This window comes from Coprococcus sp. AF38-1, assembly GCF_003603945.1.
In the GTDB taxonomy this organism is placed as follows: domain Bacteria; phylum Bacillota; class Clostridia; order Lachnospirales; family Lachnospiraceae; genus Coprococcus; species Coprococcus aceti.
Genome location: NZ_QVGO01000003.1, coordinates 375472 through 390624, shown reverse-complemented (window position 1 = coordinate 390624; position 15153 = coordinate 375472). Strand labels below are relative to the sequence as shown.

18 protein-coding genes are annotated in these 15153 nt (G+C 47.3%); all 18 read right to left on the bottom strand.

Going from position 1 to position 15153, the window contains the following annotated elements:
* Positions 1-4 precede the first annotated feature (4 nt).
* The 18 genes from DW025_RS06225 to DW025_RS06140 all read right to left on the bottom strand — a co-directional run bounded on the left by DW025_RS06225 (position 5) and on the right by DW025_RS06140 (position 15131).
* Positions 5-1780, bottom strand: a complete 1776-nt coding sequence (locus DW025_RS06225) for a lysozyme family protein (protein ID WP_119999185.1) — start codon at positions 1778-1780, stop codon at positions 5-7.
* A 35-nt stretch (positions 1781-1815) separates the two neighbouring features.
* Positions 1816-2589: a class B sortase gene (srtB, locus tag DW025_RS06220; protein ID WP_117867392.1), complete on the bottom strand. Its 774-nt coding sequence runs from the start codon at positions 2587-2589 to the stop codon at positions 1816-1818.
* Between the two features lie 14 nt (positions 2590-2603).
* Complete coding sequence (locus DW025_RS06215; protein ID WP_015560136.1) at positions 2604-3008, bottom strand: DUF6075 family protein; 405 nt, start codon at positions 3006-3008, stop codon at positions 2604-2606.
* Between the two features lie 15 nt (positions 3009-3023).
* Positions 3024-5357: a VirB4-like conjugal transfer ATPase, CD1110 family gene (locus DW025_RS06210; protein WP_119999183.1), complete on the bottom strand. Its 2334-nt coding sequence runs from the start codon at positions 5355-5357 to the stop codon at positions 3024-3026.
* Complete coding sequence (locus DW025_RS06205; RefSeq protein ID WP_119999181.1) at positions 5341-5793, bottom strand: PrgI family protein; 453 nt, start codon at positions 5791-5793, stop codon at positions 5341-5343. Before DW025_RS06205 ends, DW025_RS06210 begins: the two co-directional genes overlap by 17 nt.
* A 14-nt stretch (positions 5794-5807) precedes the next feature.
* Entirely contained in the window at positions 5808-6644 is an 837-nt protein-coding gene (locus DW025_RS06200) for a hypothetical protein (protein ID WP_008703427.1), read from the bottom strand.
* A gap of 91 nt (positions 6645-6735) precedes the next feature.
* Complete coding sequence (locus tag DW025_RS06195; RefSeq protein WP_015560134.1) at positions 6736-7092, bottom strand: hypothetical protein; 357 nt, start codon at positions 7090-7092, stop codon at positions 6736-6738.
* Positions 7093-7106: 14 nt separating this feature from the next.
* Entirely contained in the window at positions 7107-8897 is a 1791-nt protein-coding gene (locus tag DW025_RS06190; RefSeq protein ID WP_119999179.1) for a VirD4-like conjugal transfer protein, CD1115 family, read from the bottom strand.
* The gene (locus DW025_RS06185) at positions 8884-9081 is read right to left on the bottom strand and encodes a hypothetical protein (RefSeq protein WP_025577673.1); all 198 of its coding nucleotides are present in this window, start codon (positions 9079-9081) and stop codon (positions 8884-8886) included. Before DW025_RS06185 ends, DW025_RS06190 begins: the two co-directional genes overlap by 14 nt.
* A gap of 15 nt (positions 9082-9096) precedes the next feature.
* Positions 9097-9960 (bottom strand): hypothetical protein, encoded by an 864-nt coding sequence (locus DW025_RS06180; RefSeq protein WP_025577671.1) that lies wholly within the window; start codon positions 9958-9960, stop codon positions 9097-9099.
* A gap of 6 nt (positions 9961-9966) precedes the next feature.
* Positions 9967-10779 (bottom strand): PcfB family protein, encoded by an 813-nt coding sequence (locus DW025_RS06175; RefSeq protein WP_029676847.1) that lies wholly within the window; start codon positions 10777-10779, stop codon positions 9967-9969.
* On the bottom strand, positions 10721-12127 hold the full coding sequence (locus tag DW025_RS06170; protein WP_025577665.1) for a relaxase/mobilization nuclease domain-containing protein: 1407 nt from the start codon (positions 12125-12127) through the stop codon (positions 10721-10723). The genes DW025_RS06175 and DW025_RS06170 overlap by 59 nt, the downstream gene beginning before the upstream one ends.
* On the bottom strand, positions 12127-12456 hold the full coding sequence (locus DW025_RS06165; protein WP_008703437.1) for a plasmid mobilization protein: 330 nt from the start codon (positions 12454-12456) through the stop codon (positions 12127-12129). Before DW025_RS06165 ends, DW025_RS06170 begins: the two co-directional genes overlap by 1 nt.
* A complete protein-coding gene (locus tag DW025_RS06160; protein WP_081703190.1) occupies positions 12416-12568 on the bottom strand; it encodes a DUF3789 domain-containing protein in 153 nt (50 codons plus the stop codon). The genes DW025_RS06165 and DW025_RS06160 overlap by 41 nt, the downstream gene beginning before the upstream one ends.
* 91 nt (positions 12569-12659) lie before the next feature.
* Positions 12660-12953 (bottom strand): hypothetical protein, encoded by a 294-nt coding sequence (locus tag DW025_RS06155; protein ID WP_025577661.1) that lies wholly within the window; start codon positions 12951-12953, stop codon positions 12660-12662.
* A 74-nt stretch (positions 12954-13027) separates the two neighbouring features.
* Entirely contained in the window at positions 13028-14017 is a 990-nt protein-coding gene (locus DW025_RS06150) for a DUF3991 and TOPRIM domain-containing protein (protein WP_025577659.1), read from the bottom strand.
* 84 nt (positions 14018-14101) lie between these two features.
* Positions 14102-14689 (bottom strand): proteasome subunit, encoded by a 588-nt coding sequence (locus tag DW025_RS06145; RefSeq protein WP_015560128.1) that lies wholly within the window; start codon positions 14687-14689, stop codon positions 14102-14104.
* Positions 14690-14801: 112 nt separating this feature from the next.
* Positions 14802-15131, bottom strand: coding sequence for a DUF6664 family protein (locus DW025_RS06140; protein ID WP_025577656.1), 330 nt, complete (start codon positions 15129-15131; stop codon positions 14802-14804).
* Between the last annotated feature and the right edge of the window lie 22 nt (positions 15132-15153).

Genomic DNA, 15153 nt, shown 5'->3' with positions numbered 1-15153 from the left:
ATTTTTAATAGGCAGGAACACCGTAACCATAGATGGAGCTGCTTCCAACCGTATATTGCTTTTGTCTGCAAGCATCGCCAGAATTACCCTCCACGGTGTAAACGACACCGTTTTCGCATTTCTCCACAATGCCTACATGGTCGGTTTCTCCGTCGCCTTCCCAATCAAAGAAAATAATATCGCCTGCCTGCGGCTCGTAGTTTCTGTCTTGCCATTGTCCGTTACCCTTAAACCAATTTGCACCATCCACGCAGCCTGCGAATTTCGGGATAATCCCGCTTTCGATATAACCACACTGGTCGGCACACCAAGATACAAAGCAGGCACACCATTCCACACGCCCCTCAAAGCCGTACCAACTCCAATAAGGCTGCCCGCCCTCATTTCCGAGCTGTGTCAAGGCGACCTCCACAATCGCCTGGTTGCCGCCACTTGTGAACGCCCGCCCGTATGGATAATACCGCAGCACATGGGCAGGATACTGCGTGTCGCCATAGCTGTCCCAACCTAACCGTGACGCCTGCATGGTAGAAAACTCCACCGCATTGGCATAGGAATAGCCGCCATAGTTGGTCTTAGCCCACGAGATATAGCCATTACCGAAATTGTAACCTTGCAAGGCAAATTTAATATGCTCCATATCAATCGGATTTTCCACCTCGGCAGAGATAAGGGCAGCCTTTAATTCCTGCACCCCGCACTCAATCGAATATTCTGGGTCTTGTATCCCATTCGGCTCGTGTGGATACCTTGTGTTAAAGCTGCCTTCCGCCGCCTGCATCGGGTCAAGTCCACGCCCGCCAGATTCCTGCATCATTACTGCCTTGATAAGCTCCACATATTCGGGAATACCATACTGTTTGGCATATTTCTGTATCAAAGGCTCATAGGCTTCCACCTCTGCACTGACAGGGGTATAGGCGTTGCTCCCGCTTCCGCCGCCAAACAGGGAAACAGCACAGCCGAGCAGGACAACAATGAGAATAATCACAACTGTAATCCAACCACCTGCAATTAAAGCGGAAATCAGAGCTTTTGTTCCTGCAATAATCGCCTTGACCGCAGCTATGGTGGCTCTGACCGTCGCTTTGGTTGCTTCGGCGGTTGCCTTTGCGGTGGCTTTTGCCGCCTGTGCCGCCTTTTGAACAGTTTTCGCAGAAGCCTTTGCCGCTGCCTGTGCTGTTTTTACCGAGGTTTCCGTCGTTTTGATTGCCGCCTTAGAAGTTGCCTGTGCGGTTTTAATTCCCTTTTCGGTTGTCTTGACCGTTCCCTTAGCAGTTGCTTTCACCGCTTTTTCTGTATTTCGGGCTGTGGTCTTAATCATTTTTTGCCCCTGCTGTCGGGTCTTTATCAACTGCGATTTTGCTGTCTGGGAAACATCGGGGGCAGAAGAACGGCTTGCAGCCCCGTGACGGATCTGCAAGCCGTGTTGTTCTGACATATTCTGTGCTGCTTTCTGTTCTGCGGCTTTGACAGCCCGACTTTTCTTGAAATCGCTTATTTTATCTTTTGCCTTACCGATATTCTTCTGCGTTGTCTTGACTGCCTTTTGCCCCTGCTTATTGAACTGGTGGATACCTTCGTCTTTTACACGGTCTGCCGCATAAGAAATCCTATCCGCAGCATATTCTGTGGCAGAGTTTTCATCAGCGTAATATCCCTGTTCCGCTTTTTCCTTTATCCCTACATAGGCAGACTTCATACGCTCACTGGCTATGGCGGCTTTATCTATGGTCTTTATCGTGCCTTTAACCGCATCTCTGGTTTTAATATCAGCCATAGAAAACCTCCTTTCCCAGAGAATTTGCGTTCAAATCAGCCGACCATTTTTGCCACTACAACGAGCCTGCCGTTCTGTGCGGAGTATTCGCAGGTGGAAAGGGTAATGAGCCTGTCGCCGTATTCAGCGGTCACACCTGTATCATACAAAGCAAGTTCCTTGCACTTCCCGACATAGGAATTAAATTCTTCCTCATTCTCTGCATCAACAAAGTCGTAGTATCGAAAGCCATCAGAACTGTACGCCACAGTCTTAAATACAGCGACGATTTCATACTCTGCCTGCTCTGTAAGGGTATCAAACTGAACACTCTTGTGTTCCTCATAAAAGCTCTTGGACTTGTAATCCTCCAATGCTCCAAACATCTTGCCACCCTTGATGTGATGACCGTAGATAACCAGATTGTCACTTTCGGCAATATCACAATTCTCCTGCACATAAGGCGTACCTAAGTCGCTGTACTCTTTTTCAAAATTGTGCTTCAGATAGAAATTCGGATTGTTCCTGCTCTGCATCACAGGATAATTGATTGTCGTGCCGGCAATGGAAATCCAACCGACCATATCCTCATTCTGTAAATACAATTCCTGATACTTGGCAAGCACATCTTCTCCCTCGCTAATGGGGATATCGTCTGGCATGGTTTCCTCCGTGGGAGCTTGCTCTACTATTTTGGCAATCTCCTCAAAGGCTTCCGTCTGTTCGTCCACCTGTGCATAGTGATGGTAAATACGGAAGCCGCAAAAAGCCGCCGTACCTAACAGGCACACGGCGGCGGCAACACAGATAATAGATTTATAATTCTTCATAGGCTTTTCCTTTCTTATCTTGAAATTTCCGTCTGTTTTCTGGGAGCAGGAAGCTCCCTGCAATATTCGGGGTATCTGACCTTGATACCCTCCATAAAGTAGGGAGCAAACTCACAGCAAAACAACTCCTCTGGCGTGAAATACCGTTCCCGCCCTTCCTCTGCATACCCGTTCCAAAGGTTAAAAGCAAGATGGCAGACCTTGACTGTTCCGCTTGTCTGCCAGCCGCCGTGCATACCCTCTGGCTCGATGCAGTCCTCCTTGAAATTGAACATCTGGTTGATGTTCGCCCTCGTTTCCGAAGCGATACCCATCACATAGAAAAATGCCCTGTGATAACAGTCGTTCACTCTGCATTTCATCATATTTTCCAGAAAGAAATCACGGTGAGCCGTATCACGGAATTTAATATCAGCCATAAAAGACCTCCTTTCTTAGACCTCACCGAACTTGGTCGTCATCAACTTGTAAAGCTCGGTATTGCGTGGGAACTTGTTTACAAACGGCACAAGGGAGCTGCCAACTTTGAGTAATCCCTGTCCTGCACCGACATTCGTGATATAACTCATCTGAAGGTCGGAGATATTAAGGAGCTTGGCAAGCTCAAGTCTGTCCGTAGATGCTTGGTTAAGCATAATGATAAATTCGCTGTTAGCAAGCATCGTCCTTGCCGTATGGCTCTGCAAAAGGTCGTCTACATTCTGCGTAATACCCGTACAGTACGCACCGTATTTACGCACACGCTTCCAGAGGGTAAAGAGGAAGTTTGCAGAGTATTCGTGCTGAAAGAGCAAATAGATTTCATCAATGAAAATAAAGGTATTTCTGCCTTTGGCTCTGTTCTGCGTGATACGATTTAAGATACTGTCAAGCACCACAAGCATACCGATAGGCTGTAACTGCTTACCCAAATCCAGAATGTCATAGCAGATAAGGCGGCTGTGGGTATCCACATTGGTATGCTTGGCAAAGGTGTTGAGAGAGCCATCTGTAAATAATTCGATAGCAAGGGCGATTTCCTGTGCTTCTGGCTCATTCTGCTTTAACAGCTCCTCACGGAAGTCCTGCAAGGTGGGCGGCGTTCCCATATAGTTGCCCTGCTGATAGTAGCGGTACACGCTTGCCGTACATCGGTCAATAATGGATTTCTGCTTTGCTCCCAAGTTCGTGCCGCCAATGAGCTGTTCGCAAAGGGATAAAATAAACTCGGATTTCAGAATGACAGGATTTGCACCGTCACCGTAATCGGAGTTCATATCCATAGCATTGATGTGATTTTCACTTGTCGCAGAGATATGAATAACCTCTCCCTGCATTGCTTTAACAAGCGGGGAATATTCACGCTCTGGGTCAATGATGATTATATCGGCATTAGGGTCGGTCAGAATGATATTCGTCATTTCTTCCTTTGCAGTAAAAGATTTTCCTGCACCCGACACACCGAGAATAAAGGAATTGCCGTTAAGAAGCTGCCTGCGGTTGGCGATAATCATATTTTTGCTGATGACATTCTGACCGTAATACACACCATTTTCGTGGTAGATTTCCTGCACTCGGAATGGGATAAACACTGCAAGGCTCTCTGTTGTGAGGGTACGCAGGGCATCTATCTTCCGTACACCAAATGGCAGAGCTGTATTCAATCCGTCCATCTGCTGATATTTCAGCACCGCAAACTGGCACAAATGCTTTCTTGCGGTAGTCAAGAGAGCTTCTGTATCATTGTCGAGCTGCTCTTTGGAATCTGCCGTATGCACCATCGTCAGCACGGCAAACATCATTCTCTGGTCACGGGTCGTCAAATCGTCCAGAAATTCCTTGCTTTCTTTTCTCTGCTGTTCCAAATCATATGGGATAACGGCAGAAAAATTGTTGTTCTGGTTCTGCTTCCTCTGCCAATTCGTAATGTTAGTTTCCACACCAAGCAGACGGTTTTCCACCTCCCGCACGGCTTCATCTGTGGGAACGGGGATAATGTCAACGGACAGCATCATATTCCTGTTCAGCTCACAAAGCTCTGCCACCATACTGTCCTTGATATATGCCGCATACTCTCTGAGAAAAATTACACGCCCATATCTGTCACCCATTCTGAAGCAGTCGCTCTCAAATTCAAAGGTATCGGGGCAGATAAAATCCTTGAAATCGTGACCTTTCCGCATCGTCTGGGTAATATCGAAGTGGAACGCTGTTTCTTCTCCTGTACGGTAGAAGTCGTGGAAGATACGCAGCTTGTCGCCTGCGTCCAGTTCCACACACTTCGACCCCAGACGGTTAAAGTGGGTGATAAGGTCAGCCCCCACACGGGCAAAGTAGTTTCGGGCTTCCTCGATATTCTTCTTGCAGACAGATACAGTTACATACTTATCCTGTACGATGGAATTAGCCCCTGTCGCCTTATCCAGAAGCATTTTGTTGTATTCCTTGCGGTACTTATCCAGACCGTCATCAGCCATTGGGATTAAAATGGTCTGTTCAAAATCAGCTTTGTTCAAGCGACGGTTGTTGATAGTGATTTTCGTGGTCGCACCGCTGTCAAGAGAATTAAGAAGCTCCGAGTACTCAAGGAACATCGTTTCCTTATCTTCACGGCTTGCCACGGCATAATTTATATCCTCAAACTTAAAGGTCTTTGCGTACTTGTTCCTGCCTACAAGGAATATGCCGTCCTCCCAGATTGTCTTAATCGGGATAACATTCTGTACCGACTTCGGCACAACAAACTTTTCCCTGTCCTGCTTGAACAAATTTTTAAGAGTTCTCAGCATTGTTTACCTCCTTGCTGCGTTTCGCTTTTTTCTTTTTCGTTTTCTTTGGTTTCGGTGTCCTGCCTTTCTGCTTTTTCCGTACTGTCGTCAACCCTTTTTCATAGGCTTCAATGGTTGGCTTCATCGTTTCGTAATAGAGATTATCTGGCAGAAACATCAGCTTTTTCGGCATCAGAAATTCCGATTTAATCCACGCCCAGACAAACTGCTCTGCGGTCATACCGTTGTATTTGATAAAGCCCATAGCCGCAAAGGGGAACGCACCTAAGATACAAACCCAACTGAGGGTTTCCGTACCAAACCGTGGGCGGAGAAGGAAATACAAACCCACCGCCACGCCGCAGGCAAGGACAGAAAAAATGAACTGTCTGAGGGACAGTCCAAAAAACATACTCTCCGTATAATTACGGATTTCCTTATTTATCTTGACTTCCAATCATAGCACCTCCCTTACAAGCCCATCATTTCTCTTACAACACGGTCTGCCATTTTGACCGCACCGACAAGGACGAGCATATTGAACACAAGCTCCCCGATATAGCTCCATACCATTGTAACCGCCGCAGCATCAGGATTGACCACAGGCGGAGAAGAAGCAAACAGGGAAAAGATAATGCAGGCAAGCACGATAACCGCACCTTCAAGACACACGGCGGCATAGCTCTTAATGAAGCTCTTGCCAACGCTCTGGCTCGGCTCTCCCGCAAAAGCGGAAAGGGGTACGGGTGCAATGGCAGTATAGATATACAGCTTGAAAAACCTGCCGTATACCGACATAATCATAATGAATGACAGCACTGTAATAAACAGCCCGCCTATCAGCGTGACCGCCCATAGCGGGATACTCTCAAAAAATCCGCAGTCTTCAACGGCTGTCACGATTTCCTGCGGCAACACCGTCTGCTGTGCCGAGCCAAATCCTGCGGCATTCATAATCGTGGAAATCATACCTTGCACAATCTTAAACAGTGCCATCATCAGTTCTAATCCATAGGTCACTGCACCTTTGGCAATGGCAAAGCGGATAAACAGTTTCAACGCCTGCTCTGGTCGCTTGACTTCTGCAAAATTTCCACAGGTTCTCATTACACCCACAACAAAGAACAGCACGAGCAGGGCAAGTCCGATAGCCTGCACTGCCCCGTGAATATCCACGATGACATTCCATATCGTGCCGCCCTTAAAATTCTCTGGGGATTGAGTAATGAGCTGCCATATCTCGGCTAATTTCTCATTCCAAGTGTTTAGGGCGTTCTCTAAATTCTGTACCACCCAGTTATCAGACATTTGACCACCTCCTTGATGATATTAGATAACGGGAGCGAGTTCCGCACTCGGCGGATCTGCTCCCGTTATCTTTTTGTGTCAGTCTGTTATCTTAGCCTGTGATAAGAGTCAAGATTTCCTTTGCGAAGGTAATGACAACGCCGCCTGCAAGGGTCAAAAATCCGTTAGCTCTCTGGGACGGGTCGTGGGATTTGAGGGAAAGACCAATCTGCACGATACCAAAGCCGAGCATAATCATACCGACAGCCCTCACCAGACCGAAAATGAAATCGGACAGATTGTTGACTACCTGAATAGGATCATTGGCAGCAAAGGCGGTTACGGAAGTACCAAGCACAAAGGTCATTGCCATAACAGCCATACAGTAATAGCGGAAGCCTTTCTTAACCTTTCCAGTCATCGGCAGCTTCGTGGTTTTCTTGTTCTCATTCTTCTTAAAAAGTTTCATATGGTAAATCCTCCTTATAAATTGAATATTTCTTCCAAGTCCTCATCAGACAGAAGCTCATAGGAAGTGCTGACAGCTGTCACGCTCACGGCGTTATCTGGAATATCACTGTCAAACACAAGAGTTGCGACAGCCTGCGTAGGCTCTCCGTGGATATACGGCGGTTGCCCTCCGTCAGCCGTCAGCTTCACATTCGGGTGCTTCAAGATGTCATACTTGAAGTCCATAACGGGGCGTTCCCCACGCACAAAAAGAAGTGCGTAACGGTTATCAAGCATACGCACTTCGTCTGGGGTCATCAGTTCACGCCCCGAAATCTGATAATTTGTTGAATAGTTACCACTTCGCCCAGAGCTTTTCCCGTAGGTGTTGGTATCAATGGTTTCCTTGCCCAAAAGATCTGACACATATTTGTGGGTGCTTTGCTCGTTGCCGCCCAGATACAGAAACTCATCGCAGTTGCCGACAATGCTTTCCCATTGCTTTTCAAAAAGGGCTTTGAGCTGTGCCAGATTTTGCAGGATAATGGATACCGATACCCCTCTGGAACGCATAACGGACAGGATTTTATCAAAGTCATCAGGCAATGAAACATTCGCAAATTCGTCCATTATGAAATGGCAATGCACAGGCAGGCTTCCGCCATACTTGTGGTCTGCCAGATAAAAAAGCTGTTGAAAGAGCTGGGTATAAAGGATACTGACAAGGAAGTTAAAGCTCGTGTCGTTGTCTGGTATCAGAGCGAACAGAGCGACCTTCTTTTCTCCCAGACTTGGCAGGTCAAGCTCATCGGTGGCGGTAAGCCCTGCAAGGCTCTCCAGATTGAATTTTTCAAGCCTTGCGGCAAGGGTTATCTGGATACTCTTTAAGGTCTTTGCACTACCACTGTGATAATCCCTGTAATACTTTAGGGCGATATGCTCTGGGTTTACCATTTCCAGACGGTCAAACAGCTCATCCAGAGGGCTTACATAGCTGTCATCGTCCTCTCGGACTTCGCCTGCACGGAGCAGCTCCATAACCATCGGGAAATTCTGTTCGTCTGGCGGTGCTTCATATTTCAGATAGAACACCAGAGCCAGAAGCAGCATACTCGCCGCCGTATCCCAGAACGGGTCTTGCGACTGTGAGCCTTTCGGCGTGGTCGCCTTAAACAGATTCGTTACCAACCTCTGAACATCGTTATCGTTCCGCAGATAGACAAAGGGATTGTAACAATGGCTGCGGTGCATATTAATAAGGTCAAGCACACGCACCTCATAGCCTTTGTTTTCCAACAGACCGCCGATGTCACGGACGATTTCGCCCTTTGGGTCGAGTATTACAAAAGATGTGTTGCACTGCATAGCATTTGGCTTGCAGAAAAACCTCGTTTTTCCCGCACCAGAGCCGCCGCAGACTAAAATATTCAGATTCCTACGGTGCTTTTTCCCGTCCAACCCGATACGGACATTCTGGGTCAAGAGCTTATTGGCTGACGGGTCTTTATCTCGGTACTTCTTATTCAAAGCACCTGCGTTGCCCCATTTCGCAGAGCCGTGTTCCTCACGCCTGCGGTAATTCCTGCGTGTAGAGAAATAAACGCCGATGCCCATAGCGTAGGCAAGTAAAAAAATAAGGACAGTCTTTACGCTGTCCTCACACACCATTATTTCAAACGGATTGCCCATCGCCACGGGCAGACCTCGGATAATCTCTACAAGACCGCCGCTGACATAGGGTGCTGTCAGCAGGGCAAGCCATACGACAGGAAGTATGCCGCAGACAGAAAGGATTAGGCTCGTTTTCTGGTCATCGTTCCTCATTGCACCTGCAATGCACGACCTTAACCTTTTTTGTCGGAGCGTGTGCCACCTTGCTTATCAGCTCGTCAACAGGCTCGGTGGGGCGTTCCTCCTGTAACTGCCTTGTACGCAGGGTGTTTAAGGCGTTGATGACGATATTCTTATCGTACTTATCAAGTGCGATATGGTATCGTTTCTCTCTCATAGTCTGCACCTCCGATTAGCGTTCCTGCTCTTTGTTCTTTGCAGGCTTGTTCTTCTCCATACTCTTATACATATCGCTCTGGATTTCGCCCAGAACATCACGCATCGTGCCAAGCTCTCCTTTGAATGCCTGTGTATCCATTTCCGCATACTCTCTGGGAAGTCTGGAAAAGTCAAAACCTCTGGTATCCACGCCATAACGGGAGCTTACCATATAGGCAACGCAGAAGGATTTGAAATCGGAAGCATCACGGCTCTCGTTGTGCTTAAAGTCATAGACCGCCGCCGACACTTCTTTTGCCATACTCACGAACAGCACTTCCTCGGAAAGCCCCTTCTTGACAAAAATGGTCTGCTGAGAGCTGTCATAATAGGCAGGCAGTTCAAGCTCACCGACAGGAACACAGGGTACAGGGCTTGCATCAATCAGAGCCGACACAAGCTCACGCATGGATTTCGGCTCCTGTTCCTGCTGCCTGTCCTTTGCCGAGGTTTCGGAAATATCATAAACCACTTTGGCATTGTAAGAGACGCCCTTTGTCCCGTCCTCACGGGTGTATTCCTTGCTCGGCTCAAGGATAATGATTTTCTGTGCGTCCTTGTTCACATAGACACGGTTCGCTTTCCATTTGCTGTACTCTTTAAGCTGCGTTGCTTCGGGCATCTGTGCTGATACCAGAATAGCGTTAGCCACGGAGTAACGGTCAAAGCGACCCTGCACATCAAGATACTGACGGAAGCTGTCGCCGCTTGCCACCATTTCAGAGCAGGTATTGTCAATCAGCTCATAGGCTTCTTTCCGCTGTGCCTGCTTTGCGGCAGCCCATTCCTCTTTATCAAAAGGTCTGTTGCCGCCGCTGAATACATCGTAAATACTCATAGCTGTTTACCTCGTTTCTTTGGATTTTGGTTTCTTTTTCTTTCTTGTGGGCTGTTTATGCTCCGTTTTCCTGTTAGCACTTTTCGCCCTGTCGGAAGCACCGCTTTTGTCCAGGTCGGAAGTGCCAATCTCTGCTTCCTGCTCCTTGCGGCTCTCCTTGATTTTCCGCAGTTCCTCTCTGACAGAAGGTTTCTCCTTAGTCATAGTAGCCCCCTCTGCGGACTTCTTTGGCTGCTCTAAGGTAGGCTCGGACTGAGGGGATTTTTCTGTCTTTGCCACCGAGGGGTTTGGGGCGTTTTCCTCCTTCTGGACAGGCTTGCCCATAAGCTCGTCAAGCAGCTTGTCTTTCTCCGCCTTTTCTTGCACACCAATATCTGGCTCTGGCTGACCGTCCTTTGCATCTTTGGATTTCTCGGCTTCCGTCACAATAGAAGCGGTATCCACCGAAGCAAGATTAAAGCGTTCCACGATACGACTGATTTTCGATGCGTCCTCGGCACGGGCGATGACATCGACCTCCGCATTGGGGTCTTTGTTTTTCCTGTCCGTGAGGACACAGTAAAGCACACCGTATTTTTTCGCTTCCTGCGTGAACTTCTTTAAGTCGCCGTTTTTGACGGTAAAGACTTTCAGCTCCTTACCAGAACGGAGCATACTCGTCAGCCTTGCTTTGCCTTTGGTTTTCTTTTCTTCTTTGAGAATGGAATACAACAGGATAGCGATGTTCTTCGCACCTGCACCTGTAATTTTGGCAGCGACCTCAAAGCCCTCCAAGCTCATTCGGACGATTTGTTCTGCCGCTTCGCCGCCTGTGTTCATTCTTCATCAGCTCCTTTCTTTGCTGTTCGTGTTCGTCTGCCCGTATCGTCTGCAATTTTTCCTTGAGGGTATCACTACGGGCGGCGATGCCCTCGCACAGTCTGACCTCCTTTCGGATAATTTTCAGCCGCCCCGAAATATCGGAAAGCTCTGCCTTGACCGCTTCCTTTTCTTCGCCGCTTGTCCTGCGGGATTTGGAGTAAAGCTCCTTTCGCTTCTGAAGCAGGGCAGACATCTCCGTTTCCAGAGAGCCTTTATATGAACAAAGCTGCTCCGCCGTATCAATGTGATTGCGGCAAAGCAGCCTTGTTTCCTGTGTGATGGCTTCCATCTTCATAAGGTCGTCCTTTAAGAGATAATGAAGCCGTGCATAATTTTGTTTTCTGCCTTTTGGCAGGATACCGAGCTTGTAGCAGTAATGGAGATACAGCCCACGCAAGCCGCCGATTTTCCTGGCATTCTTCAATGAGCCTTTGACCCGATAGACCTTGACCTGTGGCTCTGAGAAGCTCTGGAATTTGACAGCATAGGAATTTTCGCTGATACGCTCCATAATCCTGTCATTGGTGTATTCCTCTCCGAGCTTATAAAGCCGCTTGGGTCTTTGCCAGCCCTTGCCTATAATCGTCCAATACTTGCGGTTGGGGTCAAAGTTTATGCGATAGCCCATTTCTGCCAACTGGCGGTCAAAGTCTTTCAGCGTAAATGATTTGCTGATAGCTTCATCCACCGCCTGTCTGGCAACATTATCCCTCGTGGGTCGCCCCTGCTTTTCGGCTTGGTAAAGGGCGTAGGGCTTTTTCTTACCGCTTGGGTGTTCGATGACAGACAGAGCATACTCACGGCAAAGCTCATCGGAACGCTGACGGAGCAGCCGCAGATTTGCTTTGTTGTCGTGGTAGTGCATACCGTCCGCAAAAGAAACAGAGTTCACGACAAAGTGATTATGCAGGCAATCGGTATTTAGGTGAGTGGCAACGATGACTTGAAATCTGTCGCCCCACATTCGCTCGGCAAGTTTAACGCCGACCTCGTGAGCCTGCTCTGGCGTAACCTCACCGTGCTTGAAGCTCTGGAAGCCGTGATAGCAGACAATCTCACTCGTGTCGCTCCATCCCGCTTTGGTAATCATCATTTCATCTCTGGCGGTGGTCGGGTCACAATTTACACCTGTGACAAAGAAACGCTGCTCGGTCTTATCCTTATTAGTAGCGTACTCCATTACATCGACCATCGCCTGCAGGTCGTCTTCGGTGTATTTGGGGTTGGCGGTCTTTTCGGGATTTTCGGCATAGTCGATTGGATGGTCGAGCCTGCCACGCACATCCCATATCTCGCAGACCGCCATTACGATGACCTGCGTGGAAGCAGATACCTTTTGCGAATGTCAATCTGAAACTCGTGCCATTTCCTTGCTTCCTCACGGAGCATCGGGGTATCCACAAAGCCGAGGGCGTTTGCCTTAACCGCAAGCTGATTGATACGGTTGCCAATGGCGGACAGCTCACGCATCATTTTATAGAACTCTGGGTCGGGCTTTTCGCAGAGCTGATAGCCCCTTACCATTTCTCTTAAAAAGGCTTCTTTTGAGCGACCCGATTTCCGCACAAGCTCATTAAGGTGTTCGGCTTCCTCCTCAGTCAGACGGAAAAGTATCTGCACATTTCTTTTTCGCATTGTCCACTTCCTTTCTCTCGGAAAGTCTGCTTATCTGCAAGCAACACATACACGCAACACCGAACAGACCGCCGAGCATTGTGCCAATAATGAAAAATAAGAACTCACTCATTTTTAAACTCCTTTCTGTTCTCACGGGGTATTAGGGGCTGACCCCTAACAAGCGAATTTGGCTAACCAAATTCAGTGCTTGGTAAGACATCTCATTCTTCGCAGTCCTCCTCATACATACACTCACCGCACACGGGGCAGAAGTACGGACAGTCCGAACAATCCGTATTTTCCTGTAGTGTATTCTCGCCCGCACCGTCAAGACCGTCCTCGCTCTGCTCGGTAATATCGGCTTCGCCGCAGACAAAACCATCATCGGTAAAGTTGATAAGGTCGGTATCGAACAGGATAATTTTTGTCTTTTCCTTTGCCTGTTCGGGGCTTTCCGCATAGACGGAAACGGTCTTTCGGTAATGGGCAGTAAGGGTTACATCATACTTTTTCAATAGTTCATTCCTCGCTTTCAGCATTAAATTTTGATTTGGTTTCGGTGTCTTTCTGGGCAAAAACTGCTACACAATCAACGGACATCACTCCTTTCACGCTTAAGCTTTGGTCTTGCAATTTTCAGATAGGACAACAAAAAATCGTTGAAGTCCTTGCCGACAGGCGGAGGATCATCAACGATTTTGTAGTCTTTCTGCAACAGTTCCTTCAAAGTAGCGGTACAAAGCCTGCCTACCTTATCATTATCCAGATGCAGAACTATGGTCTTAATTTGTGGATTGGCACTCAAAAAAGTTGTGAGAGCTATGGGGATTTTGCTGTCCTTCATCTCTTTCTTTGGCTGATACACGCCCGATAAAGAAAGCAGATTTTCCGATTTATAGTCCTTTCCCTCACACTTTAGATAGGTGGCGTAGGACAGTAAATCAATGGCGGCTTCAAATAAATGCACGGTATCCGCAGGCTTCTTTGCCAGAAGTCGGAACGAATACTGCTTGTCGCTGCCCGATGCGTCCTGCTTGAAAGTGCTGCCGAGAGTGCCTCGCAGGGCAGCATATTTCGGTGTTCCGCTTTCATCTTTGCCGATAAAAACAGCATTGTGATAATCGGCACTCTCATAAAGCGTGCCGTCTGAGATACACTCCTGTATGAGCTGATAGTCAATACCACGCCCGAAAAGATACTGTATCACTCGGTTACAATCCTTATTTTTTGGCGGCAGGAGCAGGACTTTCGGTTTATCTTTCTTGGGAGCAGGGGGTGGCTTCCAGTCCGCCATCGTCTGTCCCGTGAGAATTTCCACGGCTTCTACGAAGTCATATTCCTTGACCTTGATGAGATAGTCGAGGGCAGAATAGCCGCCGAAACCTCTCGACCACCAATACCATTTGCCGTTGGAAATCTTCAAGCTGTCGTGTTCTGCGGTACAGTACACATTGCTTGTGCCTTTGACCTTAACGAGATTGCTCGGCTCAAACTCACGCAGATAGGATAACAGGTCAATCTGGCGTACCCGTTCAAGCACATCTGGGTCAATCTGCACATAGGGTCGGTTAGTTCTCAATGGATAAAATCACCTCCAGAAATAGAAAAAGCCGAGGGGATTTCGTCAAATGAAAACCTCTCGGCTATGTAAAATATAGTTCTTTTAGAATGAAAAAAGCATCCCTTTTTCTGTTGCGATATTATAAATCCATTTGTTACCCGTAGGGCTTACCAAATTACTAATATTCGCAATTTCCTTAATTGTTTTTTCTACAAACTCTGAATTATGCAACTTATAATTTTTTGCAAAGCAATCGCAGCACTCCTGCATTTTTGCATCGGCAGGTGGAAAAAGAGCCATTGGAACATCTTTTGCATCTAAACGACCCTTGATATTACCTCCCGATATTAGGCTTGCATTACCGTCACGCCCTTTACCTGCTATGAGAAAATAGAACGGCAAAGCTAATATAGCATCACAATTTGTATCGGCTACTCGCTTATAAAATGCTTTTATAATATCAAGTAAATCATCGGTAGTTAGGCAATCTTTATTTGTCGCCTTGTTCAAATCTATTGAAATAGCCTTTTCAATAGCTGCGTTACCTGCACTTGAAAAAGCTAAATGGTCATTTATCATAAGGACTTTGTCTAAATCATCTGACAAAGTTTTCCCGTCAATACTTGACCCTCGCTTATCGCCTGCAATAATTATACGGTTATTTTCTTTTATTCCAAAGATAACACTCATAAACTGTCACCTCCTTACTGATTTAAAAATCATACCACATTTTTATGAATTTTTCCACCTCTGCGGCTATGTAAAAGCGGCATCAGCTCCACGCCAATGCCGCCGTTCTCGGTTATAAAATTCCTGCCTTTTTGAGATACCCAACGCTGTCATAGCACCCTCTGAAATAGATTGCTTCCTGCTGCATATCGCTGAGCCTGTTCCGAAGCTCCAAAACTTCTATCAAAGCCTTACACTCCTGCTCGGATAAATCACTCGGCTTTTCCGTATCCAAAACTGCCATCACTTTGGGATACTCCTTGTAGAGTTCCTCTATCCTTTCCTCTGTGGAACGGTATTCTGGATTTTCTTTGGGCAGCTTTGCGATAACGGAGCTTAGATATTCAGCAAAGATGTTGCTATGCACATCAACAAAGGTTTCAAATCTGAAATTATCAAGCACACCTTTCACCTCCGACATTTAC

Coding starts and splice junctions, on each gene's coding strand:
- DW025_RS06210 (WP_119999183.1), bottom strand. CDS start 5,357: ATGCTGAGAACTCTTAAAAATTTGTTCAAGCAGGACAGGGAAAAGTTT.
- DW025_RS06200 (WP_008703427.1), bottom strand. CDS start 6,644: ATGTCTGATAACTGGGTGGTACAGAATTTAGAGAACGCCCTAAACACT.
- DW025_RS06160 (WP_081703190.1), bottom strand. CDS start 12,568: ATGAGTGAGTTCTTATTTTTCATTATTGGCACAATGCTCGGCGGTCTG.
- DW025_RS06195 (WP_015560134.1), bottom strand. CDS start 7,092: ATGAAACTTTTTAAGAAGAATGAGAACAAGAAAACCACGAAGCTGCCG.
- DW025_RS06175 (WP_029676847.1), bottom strand. CDS start 10,779: ATGAACACAGGCGGCGAAGCGGCAGAACAAATCGTCCGAATGAGCTTG.
- srtB (WP_117867392.1), bottom strand. CDS start 2,589: ATGAAGAATTATAAATCTATTATCTGTGTTGCCGCCGCCGTGTGCCTG.
- DW025_RS06215 (WP_015560136.1), bottom strand. CDS start 3,008: ATGGCTGATATTAAATTCCGTGATACGGCTCACCGTGATTTCTTTCTG.
- DW025_RS06180 (WP_025577671.1), bottom strand. CDS start 9,960: ATGAGTATTTACGATGTATTCAGCGGCGGCAACAGACCTTTTGATAAA.
- DW025_RS06225 (WP_119999185.1), bottom strand. CDS start 1,780: ATGGCTGATATTAAAACCAGAGATGCGGTTAAAGGCACGATAAAGACC.
- DW025_RS06190 (WP_119999179.1), bottom strand. CDS start 8,897: ATGAGGAACGATGACCAGAAAACGAGCCTAATCCTTTCTGTCTGCGGC.
- DW025_RS06170 (WP_025577665.1), bottom strand. CDS start 12,127: ATGGCGGTCTGCGAGATATGGGATGTGCGTGGCAGGCTCGACCATCCA.
- DW025_RS06165 (WP_008703437.1), bottom strand. CDS start 12,456: ATGCGAAAAAGAAATGTGCAGATACTTTTCCGTCTGACTGAGGAGGAA.
- DW025_RS06145 (WP_015560128.1), bottom strand. CDS start 14,689: ATGAGTGTTATCTTTGGAATAAAAGAAAATAACCGTATAATTATTGCA.
- DW025_RS06185 (WP_025577673.1), bottom strand. CDS start 9,081: ATGAGAGAGAAACGATACCATATCGCACTTGATAAGTACGATAAGAAT.